Source organism: Janibacter limosus NBRC 16128 (genome assembly GCF_001570985.1).
Classification (GTDB): Bacteria; Actinomycetota; Actinomycetes; order Actinomycetales; family Dermatophilaceae; genus Janibacter; species Janibacter limosus.
In genome coordinates this window covers 1-9619 of the sequence record NZ_BCSS01000064.1, presented here as the reverse complement: position 1 = coordinate 9619, position 9619 = coordinate 1, and the positions used below count along the sequence as shown (strand labels likewise).

Genomic DNA, 9619 nt, shown 5'->3' with positions numbered 1-9619 from the left:
CCCCCCCCTGCCGATGAGCGTCGGGCCGCTCGTCTGCACGGCCGGCGTGCTCCTGCTCTCCGCGGTCGGCCCGGGCACCGGCTGGCCGTTGGTCATCGCTGGCATGACGGTCTTCGCGCTCGGCCTGGCGACGCTCGTCTCACCGCTGACCTCGGCCGTCCTCGCGGCGGCGCCCGACCGCCTGGCCGGCTCCGCGAGCGGCATCAACAACGCGGTGGCGCGCACGGGGACCCTGCTGGCGGTCGCTGCGATCCCCTCGCTCGTGGGACTGTCCGGCGACGACTACACGGACCCGGCGGCCCTGACGCAGGGTTACCGTCTGGCGGCCTTCGTCATCGCCGGGCTCCTGGTGGCGGGCGGTGCGGTCAGCTGGGCTGGTCTGCGTCCGCGACCCGACGTCGAGCCTGCCCGGACCCCGAGCAGTCGATAGGCGCCAACCAAAAAATCCTGAGCCGCGACACCGTGTCAACGATGTAGCGACTCAGGACATGGGAGCCGGTGACGGGAATCGAACCCGCGTGTCCAGCTTGGGAAGCTGGCGCTCTACCATTGAGCTACACCGGCGCGCGAGGCGCAGCGGCCATGTTAACCCACGTCGTGGACCGCTGCGGCACCCGGTGATCCGGCGTCGATGCCCACGGCAATCGTCCGGTTGGGTCCCTTCGAGGCTCGGCCGCAGGCGGCTTCGCACCTCAGGGAACGAAGGGGACAGCGGGCTCCCACCAGAAGGCACAGGTGGGTACCCAGCATCTGTGTGCTTCCTCACGACCTGCTCGCTTGCTCTGGCAAGCGGCCCGGGACGATGATGAAGGGAAGCACAGTAAGCGCTTGCTTACTCAACCCAGCGCCGGGGCGACCCGACGCACCTCACGACCAGGAGACGCCAACATGGGTCACTACAAGAGCAACCTGCGGGACATCGAGTTCAACCTCTTCGAGGTCTACGGCCGCGGCGACGTCCTGGGCCAGGGCCCGTACGAGAACGTCGACGCCGACACCGCGCGCGAGATGCTCAAGGAGTACACGCGCCTCGCGGAGAACGAGCTCGCCGAGTCCTTCGCCGACGCCGACCGCAACCCGCCGGTCTTCGACCCCGAGACCTCCTCGGTGACGATGCCCGAGTCCTTCAAGAAGTCCTTCCAGGCCTACAAGGACTCCGGCTTCTGGTCGCTCGACGTCCCAGAGGAGCTCGACGGCACCGTCGCTCCCCCGTCGCTGCGCTGGGCCATGAACGAGCTCGTCCTCGGCGCCAACCCCGCCATCGGCATGTTCGGCGCGAGCTACAGCTTCGCCAACCTGCTCCACCTGCTCGGCACCCCCGAGCAGAAGAAGCTGGCCAAGTGGATCGTCGAGAACCACTGGCACTGCACGATGGTCCTCACCGAGCCCGACGCCGGCTCCGACGTGGGCGCCGGCCGGACCAAGGCCACCGACAACGGTGACGGCACCTGGAACATCGAGGGCGTCAAGCGCTTCATCACCTCGGCCGAGTCCGACATGAGCGACAACATCGTCCACTTCGTCCTCGCCCGCCCCGAGGGCGCTGGCCCGGGCACCAAGGGCCTGAGCCTCTTCATCGTCTCCAAGTACGACGTCGACCTCGAGACCGGTGAGCTCGGCGAGCGCAACGGCGCCTACGTCACCAATGTCGAGAAGAAGATGGGCCTGAAGGTCTCCACGACCTGCGAGGTCACCTTCGGCGAGAAGCACGCCGCCGTCGGCACCCTCTTCGGCGACGTCCACGACGGCATCGCCCAGATGTTCCGCGTCATCGAGAATGCCCGCATGCTCGTCGGCACCAAGGCCATCGCCACCCTGTCGACCGGCTACCTCAACGCGCTCGAGTACGCCAAGGAGCGCGTCCAGGGCGCCGACCTGACCACGCCCGCCAAGGACGCTCCGCGGGTGACGATCACGCACCACCCGGACGTGCGCCGCAGCCTCATGCTGCAGAAGTCCTACGCCGAGGGCCTGCGCGCGCTCGTCTTCTTCACCACGAGCCAGCAGGACACGGTGGACCTGGAGCAGCGCGCCACCGGCTCCGAGGAGATCTCCCAGGACTCTCCCGCCGCGATGGCCAACCGGGTCAACGACCTGCTCCTGCCGATCGTCAAGGGCCTGGGCTCCGAGCGCGCCTGGACCCTCCTGGGCACCGAGTCACTGCAGACCTTCGGTGGCTCCGGCTTCCTGCAGGAGTACCCGATCGAGCAGTACGTCCGCGACGCCAAGATCGACACCCTCTACGAGGGCACGACCGCGATCCAGGGCATGGACTTCTTCTTCCGCAAGATCGTGCGGGACAACGGCCAGGCGCTGGGTCACCTCGCGATGCAGATCCAGGAGTTCGCGCAGGACGTCGACGCCCAGGGCGGCACGCTCAAGGCGGAGCGCGAGCTGCTCGGCAAGGGCCTCGAGGACGTCCAGGGCATCCTCGGTGCGATGTTCCAGGCCCTCATGGCCTCCGACCCCAAGCAGGACGGGGCGGACATCACCAACATCTACAAGGTCGGCCAGAACACCTCACGCCTGCTCCTCGGCGCCGGTGACCTGGTCGTCGGCTGGCTGCTCCTGCGCCAGGCCGCCATCGCCTCCGAGGCCCTCGAGGCTGGCGCGAGCGGCAAGGACGCGGACTTCTACACCGGCAAGATCGCCGCGGCGAGCTTCTTCGCCAAGAACGTCCTGCCGCGTCTGGCCTCCGAGAAGGCCATCGCCGAGGCGACGGACAACACCCTGATGGATGTGCCGGAGTCGGCCTTCTGATCCGGGCTCACCACGGCACCACATGACGAAGGGGGGTCCCCGCCAGATCAACTGGCGGGGACCCCCCTTCGTCATGCCGTGTCGGCTCAGTAGCGCCGCTCGTCGCGCACGACCGTCTCCCGGCGACGACGGTCGAGGAAGAGGCTGAGGATGATCGCCAAGACGCCCAGGACGATGGCGATCCACCCGATGGCCCCGAGGTCGAGGCCCGCGACCGACATGTCGCCGTTGTAGGCGAAGACGATCACGAGTCCGATGAGCAGCAGCAGGATCCCGGCTCCGATGTACATGTCTCGCTCCTGGTCTCCGGCTCAGAGCCGGTTGTCGGTCTGGGTACGGTCCACGGGGTCGGCCGGCAGGTGGCGGCCGCGGGGCTCCTTGGGGTCGGAGCGGACCGCGCGGTGGGTCTGGATGCCGCGGGACTTGTGCGGACGGTCGACCAACAAGAAGCCGACCACCATGAGCAGGCTGAAGATGACGATGAAGATCCAGAACAGCGCCTCGCCGCCCATGTCGACCCCTTTCGGTGGGTGGTTCACGAGTATGCCGCACGGGCCCGGGCCGCGGCCGGACCTGCGCGCGTCAGTCCGTGCGGCCCAGCTCGGCGAGATGCCGGTTGTAGGCGTCGAGCTCCATGTCGCCGTCGCGGTCGGCGCGGCGGTCGCGGCGCCTGGTCTCGCGGTCGTCGCTGCGCATCCACTGCCAGGCGACGGCCATCGCCAGGACGAGCGTCGGCGCCTCACCGACGCCCCAGGCGATCGCCCCACCGGTGCGCTGGTCGGCGACCGGGTCGGTCATCCACTCCAGGTTGAGCCGGCCGAAGTAGTCCGGCGCGAGGAGCTCGCTCGACTGCGTGAGGATGACGCCGAAGAAGGCGTGGAAGCTGATCGTCGCCAGGAGCACGGCGAAGAGCGCCAGCGCGGGCCACCGCTTGGGTCCCGGGTCGATCCCGATGAGCACCCAGACGAACATGTAGCCCGACGCCAGGAAGTGGGCCATCATCAGCACGTGCCCGGTGTGGGTGCGCATGGCCAGCTCGAAGAGCGGGCTGTAGTAGAAGATCGCCATGCTGAAGAAGAAGAGCGACGCCGCGACGGCCGGGTTGGCCAGCACCCGCAGGTAGCTCGAGTGGACGGTGGCGAGGATGACCTCGCGGGGGCCGAGTGTCCTGTCCTTGCGCGCGGGCAGCGCCCGCAGCGCCAGCGTGATCGGCGCTCCCGGCACCATGAGCAGGGGCGCGATCATCGCCACCCCCATGTGCTCGATCATGTGCCAGCTGAAGAGGACCTTGCCGTAGACGCCCGGCCCGGCCGACGTGAAGTAGAAGAAGACCACCCACCCGAGCACCCAGCTGACGGTGCGCAGCGCCGGCCAGTGATCGCCACGGGCCCGCAGGCGCAGGACCCACCGCACGTAGACGACGATGGCGATGACCGAGACGGCGAGCCACAGCCAGTCGATCTGCCACGCGGTCAGCCAGCTCGACCCACTCGGCGGACCGGGGTCCGGGTAGCCCGACAGGTCGTAGACGATCGCGTTTTCGGGAGCCTGCAGCGCGCTGTCGGGGGTCGGCGTGCGCCCCACGGCCACGCCCATGCCCATCGCGGCGGCCATGACGGCGACCTCACCGACAGCCAGACGGACGAAGGGGGCGGCCCCCTGCGCGCCCGCCTCCAGACCGGCGATGGTGCGGGAGCGGTGCCACCAGCCGATGACTCCGAGGATGACTGCCGCGACGGCCTTGAGGATGAGCAGGACGCCGTAGCGCGAGCCGAGGCCGTCGAGGCCGCCGATGTTGATCCAGCTCGCGAGCAGACCCGAGGAGACGAGCAGGACGAAGCACCAGGCCGCGATGGTCGAGTAGCGACGCGTCGTGACCGCCAGGTGCGTGCCGAGCGACGGACGGATTGCGAGCAGGGCGACCAGACCGCCGACCCACACGGTCGCCGACACGAGATGGAAGGCGAGTGCGTTGACACCGCTCATGTGGTCGAGGCTGGCGGCGGAGTGGCCGGCCAGGGCGAGGGGCAACAGGGCCAGGACCGAGCCGCCGGCCGCCCAGGCCAAGGCCCCCTTGGTCCTGGCCAACGGCACCGCCACCGCGATGACGGCGACGATGACCGAGGAGATCACCGCGGTGCGCGTGCTGTCGAGATCCCACACGAAGGCCATCAGCTGCGAGACGTAGTCGGGGTCGGTCAGCGGGATCCCCGCGAGCGCAGCGAAGTCGGTGAGCATGCGTCCGAGCCCGGCGAGGAACCACACGATGGCCGCGCCCCCGGCCAGCCGGGCGAGGGTCTCTCGACGCGCGGTGCGGGTGGTCTCGGGCACGAGGAAGGCCCCGATGACCAGCGACCCGACCGTCAGGGCCGCGGCCGCGTCGTGGACGGTCCGCAGGATCGGCAGGGACCAGCGGACAAAGGGGCCAGGGTCGCCGAGCTCGAGCGCTGCGGCTCCCCCACCGAAGGCCGTCGCCGCCACCACAGCGACCACCGAGACCAGCCCGAGGACCGCGAACGGCGAGGACGAGGTGCGGCCGATGCTCGTGGTGGTGGACATGCCCTCTAATCTAGGCAACTACCCCCGGGATGCTGTCATCGCCTGCACCCGGCGACCACCACCACCCGAGGATGCGCCGTGCCCGCCTCAACCCGCCAGCTCAGCACCAGCGTCATCCGGATGCTGCGCACGCTGCACGCCACCCGCGTCCGCGCCCCTCGGGTCCACCCGAGCGTCGAGGCCAGCCACCACTCCGTCCTCGTCGCCGTGCGTGACCAGCCCAGCCGGGTGGGCGACATCGCCGAGCGCAATCTCTCCGACGCGTCCACGGTCAGTCGTCAGGTGAGCCACCTGACGTCCCTGGGGCTGCTGGCCAAGGTCCCCGATCCGGAGGACGGCCGGGCACAGCTCGTCGCCCTGACGGACGAGGGCGCGGCCCTGCTGGTCGAGCTCGTCGACCGACGCGAGGCCTGGTTCGGCGCCCTCCTCTCCGACTGGAGCGATGAGGACCTCACGGCCTTCGTCGGGTACGTGGACCGCTTCTGCGACGCCGTTGCGGCGGACGACCGACACCGACGCTGACCCGGACCCAACCGCGGCGCCACGGCTGGTCGCACACATGAGGAGGAGCGCCCGCCGAGCGGACGCTCCTCCTCGTGCACCTGACGACGTGGTCAGGCCCAGATGAAGGCCGTGCCCGGGTCGTGCAGCAGGGCACCGACGTCCGCGAGCAGCTTGGAGCCGAGCTCGCCGTCGACGAGGCGGTGGTCGAAGGAGAGCGCGAGCTGGGTGACCCAGCGCGGCTCGATCGACTCGCTGCCGTCTGCAGCAGTGACCACCCAGGGCATGCGGCGCACCGCACCGAAGGCCAGGATCGTGGCCTCCCCCGGGTTGAGGATCGGGGTGCCGGTGTCGACGCCGAAGACGCCGACATTGGTGATCGTCGCCGTGCCGCCGGACAGGTCCGCCGGCTGGGTACGCCCCTCACGTGCCGTGGCGACCAGACCACCGAGGGCCGCCGCCAGGTCGTGCAGCGAGAGCCGGTCGGCACCCTTGATGTTGGGCACGAGCAGCCCGCGCGGCGTGGCTGCCGCGATCCCCAGGTTGACGTCACCGTGCACGACGATCTCCTGCGCGGCCTCGTCCCAGCTCGCGTTGGCCTCGTGGTGACGACGCAGCGCCAGGCAGAAGGCCTTGGCCACGATCAGCAGCGGCGTGACCTTGACCTCCGTGAAGGCGCGGTCGCGCTTGAGCCGGTCGACCAGCTCCATCATCGCCGTGACGTCGACGGTGACGAACTCGGTGACATGCGGCGCGGTGAAGGCCGAGGAGACCATCGCAGCAGCGGTCGCCTTGCGCACGCCCTTGATCGGGACGCGCACGTCGCCACCCTCCGCTCCCTGAGGTGCGAGGGCGCCAGCGCCCGAGCCTGGGAGGGCAGGAGCCGCCGAAGGTGCCGCGGTCGCGCCCGAGGACGCCGCCTCCACATCGGCGCGGGTGACGATGCCACCCTCACCGGTCGGGGTGATCGACTGCAGGTCCAGGCCCAGGTCCTTGGCGAGCTTGCGTACCGGCGGCTTGGCCAGGGCGCGAGTGCGCTCTGGCGTCAGCGGCTTCACGGGGGCAGTCGAGGCGGCCTCAGGCGCAGCCTCACCCTTGCGGGCGCGCCGACGGGTGCTGGCGGCCTTGGCTCCGTAGCCGACGAGGTTGGGCCCGCTGGCCTCCTCCCCTTCGTCGGCGGCGGGTGCCGCGGGTGCAGCCGGCTCAGGGTCGGAGCCAGCCACCTCGACGGCGATGATCGCGGCACCCACGTCGACGGTGTCACCCTCGGCGGCGAGGAGCTGGACGACCTTGCCCGCGAACGGGATCGGCAGCTCGACGAGCGACTTGGCGGTCTCGACCTCGATGACGATGTCGTTGACGGCGACGTCGTCGCCGACCTTGACCTTCCAGGTCGTGATCTCGGCCTCGGTCAGGCCCTCACCGGGGTCGGGCAGGTTGAAGTTCTTGACAGCCACGTGTCCTCCTGGTCAGTGCGCGAAAGAGCGGTCGACGGCGTCGAGGACGCGGTCGAGGGTCGGGAGGTACTCCTCCTCGAAACGGCTGGGCGGGTACGGGATGTTGTACCCACCGACCCGCAGCACGGGCGCCTCGAGGTGGTAGAAGCACTCCTCCTGGACCCGGGCGGCGATCTCCGCGCCGAGGCTGACGAAGGTCTGCGCCTCGTGGACGATGACGGCCCGACCGGTCTTCTTCACCGACGACGTGATGGTCGGCAGGTCCAGCGGGCTGAGTGAGCGCAGGTCGATGACCTCGAGGCTGCGTCCCTCCTCCTCGGCGGCCGCGGCCGCCTGGAGGCAGGTCTTGACCATGGGGCCGTAGCAGAGCAGCGTGAGGTCGCTGCCCTCCCGCGCCACCCGGGCGTCGTACAGACCAAGGTCAGGGGAACCCCCTTCGTCGATCTCGGTCTCGCCGCGCTCGTGGTACCGACGCTTGGGCTCGAAGAAGATCACCGGGTCATCGGTCGCGATGGCCTGCTGGATCATCCAATAGGCGTCCGCGGCATTGCTGCACGAGACGACCCGCAGGCCGGCGGTGTGCGCGAAGTAGGCCTCGTTGGACTCACTGTGGTGCTCGACCGCGCCGATGCCGCCGCCGCAGGGGATGCGGATGACCATCGGCATCCTGAGGTGCCCCAGGGAGCGGGAGTGCATCTTGGCGACCTGGCTGACGATCTGGTCGAAGGCCGGGTAGACGAAGCCGTCGAACTGGATCTCGACGACGGGACGGTAACCACGCAGGGCCAGACCGACCGCGGTCCCGACGATGCCGGACTCGGCGAGCGGGGTGTCGATGACGCGGTGCTCACCGAAGTCCTTCTGCAGGCCCTCGGTGATGCGGAAGACGCCGCCGAGCTTGCCGACGTCCTCGCCCATGAGGACGACCTTGGGGTCCTTGTCCATCGCGCGGCGCAGGCCGGCGTTCAGGCCCTTGGCGAGGGAGAGGCGGGTGCCGCTCATGCCTGGCCCCCTTCCTCGGCGAAGCCGGCGTGGTAGGCGAGGAACTCCTCGCGCTCGGCCTCCACCAAGGGGTGCGGCTCGGTGTACTGGTTGTCGAACATCGTCGGCAGCTCCGGGTCGGGCATCTCCTGGCAGGCCTTGCGGATGCGGGCGGCGACCTCGTCGGCCTCCGCGTCGACCGCGGCGAAGAACTCCGGGTCGGCGTGACCGCGCTCCTCCATGAAGCCGCGCATGCGCTTGATCGGGTCCTTGTGCTTCCAGATCTCGACCTCGGCGTCGCTGCGGTACTTCGTCGGGTCGTCGGACGTCGTGTGCGCACCCATCCGGTAGGTGTAGGCCTCGATGAGCGTCGGGCCCTGACCGCTGCGTGCCTTGTCGAGCGCGTCCTTGGCGACGGCATAGCTGGCGAGCGGGTCATTGCCGTCGACGAGCACACCGGGGAAGCCGAAGCCTCGCGCGCGCTGGTACGGCGGGATGATGAACTGCTTGTCGTTGGGCTCGGAGATGGCCCACTGGTTGTTCTGCACGAAGAACACGACCGGCGCGTTGGTCACGGCCGCGAAGACGAGGGCCTCGTTGAAGTCGCCCTGGCTCGTCCCGCCGTCACCGGTGAAGGCCATGACGGCCGCGTCGCGCTCCGGGTCGCCGGTGCCCATGTCGCCGTCGGCCGCGATGCCCATCGCGTACCCAACCCCGTGGAGCATCTGGTTGCCGATGACGATCGTGTAGAGGTGGAAGTTGTTTTCGTTGGAGTCCCACCCACCGTGGTTGACCCCGCGGAACATGCCGAAGAGGCTCACCGGGTCGACTCCGCGGCACCAGGCGACGCCGTGCTCGCGGTAGCCGGGGAAGGCGTAGTCCTGCGGGCGCAGTGCGCGACCGGCACCGACCTGCGCGGCCTCCTGACCGAAGAGGCTCGGCCACAGGCCGAGCTCACCCTGGCGCTGGAGCGCGAAGCCCTCGGCGTCGACGCGACGCACGAGCACGAGGTCGCGGTAGATGACCCGTGCGTCCTCGCTCGTCATGTCCTCGACGATCTGGGCGTAGGGCGCATTGGTCTCGTTGGTCGCCAGACGGTTGCCGTCCGCGTCGACGAACTGGACCATCTCCGGGTTGTCGTCGGAGAAGTGCCCCGAGATCTGCGAAGGGGGCGTGGGCCCCATCTCGGGCGAGGGCTCGAAGGCCCCCGCCATGCGTCCTCGGGTCCCGGCGTGGCCGGCGACGTCGCTGTCGCTCACTGCTGCTCCCTTCGGCCTCGGCTCAGGGGATCGCCCCGCCCGCGGCCACGGAAGGCGTCGTCCTCGACGCCTCGATCGGCTGCGGCGGGCTTGTGACCCGAG

8 protein-coding genes, 1 tRNA gene and 1 pseudogene are annotated in these 9619 nt (G+C 69.7%); 3 read left to right on the top strand and 7 right to left on the bottom strand.

Annotation, left to right across the window (positions count from 1 at the left end):
* Positions 1 to 430, top strand: a pseudogene (locus JLI01S_RS15745) (MFS transporter); the annotation flags it as partial.
* A gap of 63 nt (positions 431 to 493) precedes the next feature.
* Here JLI01S_RS15745 and JLI01S_RS15740 read toward each other — a convergent pair.
* A tRNA-Gly gene (locus JLI01S_RS15740) sits at positions 494 to 564 on the bottom strand.
* A 324-nt stretch (positions 565 to 888) separates the two neighbouring features.
* Here JLI01S_RS15740 and JLI01S_RS15735 point away from each other — a divergent pair.
* Positions 889 to 2760, top strand: coding sequence for an acyl-CoA dehydrogenase (locus JLI01S_RS15735; RefSeq protein WP_068266388.1), 1872 nt, complete (start codon positions 889 to 891; stop codon positions 2758 to 2760).
* An 86-nt stretch (positions 2761 to 2846) separates the two neighbouring features.
* On the opposite strand, the gene JLI01S_RS15730 is transcribed toward JLI01S_RS15735, so the two are convergent.
* The 3 genes from JLI01S_RS15730 to JLI01S_RS15720 form a co-directional block, all read right to left on the bottom strand.
* Positions 2847 to 3050 carry a DUF6458 family protein gene (locus JLI01S_RS15730; protein WP_068266386.1) on the bottom strand — a complete coding sequence of 68 codons (204 nt, stop codon included), beginning with the start codon at positions 3048 to 3050 and terminating at the stop codon, positions 2847 to 2849.
* 21 nt (positions 3051 to 3071) lie between these two features.
* Positions 3072 to 3272 (bottom strand): hypothetical protein, encoded by a 201-nt coding sequence (locus tag JLI01S_RS15725; protein WP_068266384.1) that lies wholly within the window; start codon positions 3270 to 3272, stop codon positions 3072 to 3074.
* A 70-nt stretch (positions 3273 to 3342) separates the two neighbouring features.
* On the bottom strand, positions 3343 to 5319 hold the full coding sequence (locus JLI01S_RS15720; protein ID WP_084349507.1) for a bifunctional copper resistance protein CopD/cytochrome c oxidase assembly protein: 1977 nt from the start codon (positions 5317 to 5319) through the stop codon (positions 3343 to 3345).
* A gap of 78 nt (positions 5320 to 5397) precedes the next feature.
* On the opposite strand from JLI01S_RS15720, the gene JLI01S_RS15715 reads away from it, so the two are divergent.
* On the top strand, positions 5398 to 5841 hold the full coding sequence (locus JLI01S_RS15715) for a MarR family winged helix-turn-helix transcriptional regulator (protein WP_068266378.1): 444 nt from the start codon (positions 5398 to 5400) through the stop codon (positions 5839 to 5841).
* A 92-nt stretch (positions 5842 to 5933) separates the two neighbouring features.
* Here the strand turns inward: JLI01S_RS15715 and JLI01S_RS15710 are convergent, their stop codons facing one another.
* The 3 genes from JLI01S_RS15710 to pdhA are packed head-to-tail and all read right to left on the bottom strand — an operon-like array spanning position 5934 to position 9517.
* Positions 5934 to 7277 (bottom strand): dihydrolipoamide acetyltransferase family protein, encoded by a 1344-nt coding sequence (locus JLI01S_RS15710; RefSeq protein WP_068266373.1) that lies wholly within the window; start codon positions 7275 to 7277, stop codon positions 5934 to 5936.
* A gap of 12 nt (positions 7278 to 7289) precedes the next feature.
* Complete coding sequence (locus tag JLI01S_RS15705; RefSeq protein WP_068266368.1) at positions 7290 to 8279, bottom strand: alpha-ketoacid dehydrogenase subunit beta; 990 nt, start codon at positions 8277 to 8279, stop codon at positions 7290 to 7292.
* On the bottom strand, positions 8276 to 9517 hold the full coding sequence (gene pdhA / locus JLI01S_RS15700; protein WP_068266366.1) for a pyruvate dehydrogenase (acetyl-transferring) E1 component subunit alpha: 1242 nt from the start codon (positions 9515 to 9517) through the stop codon (positions 8276 to 8278). The genes JLI01S_RS15705 and pdhA overlap by 4 nt, the downstream gene beginning before the upstream one ends.
* Positions 9518 to 9619: the final 102 nt, after the last annotated feature.

Bases quoted from the DNA above. Each gene is read 5' to 3' on its own strand.
- JLI01S_RS15725 (WP_068266384.1), bottom strand. From the start codon at position 3,272: ATGGGCGGCGAGGCGCTGTTCTGGATCTTCATCGTCATCTTCAGCCTG.
- JLI01S_RS15705 (WP_068266368.1), bottom strand. From the start codon at position 8,279: ATGAGCGGCACCCGCCTCTCCCTCGCCAAGGGCCTGAACGCCGGCCTG.
- JLI01S_RS15735 (WP_068266388.1), top strand. From the start codon at position 889: ATGGGTCACTACAAGAGCAACCTGCGGGACATCGAGTTCAACCTCTTC.
- JLI01S_RS15730 (WP_068266386.1), bottom strand. From the start codon at position 3,050: ATGTACATCGGAGCCGGGATCCTGCTGCTGCTCATCGGACTCGTGATC.
- JLI01S_RS15720 (WP_084349507.1), bottom strand. From the start codon at position 5,319: ATGTCCACCACCACGAGCATCGGCCGCACCTCGTCCTCGCCGTTCGCG.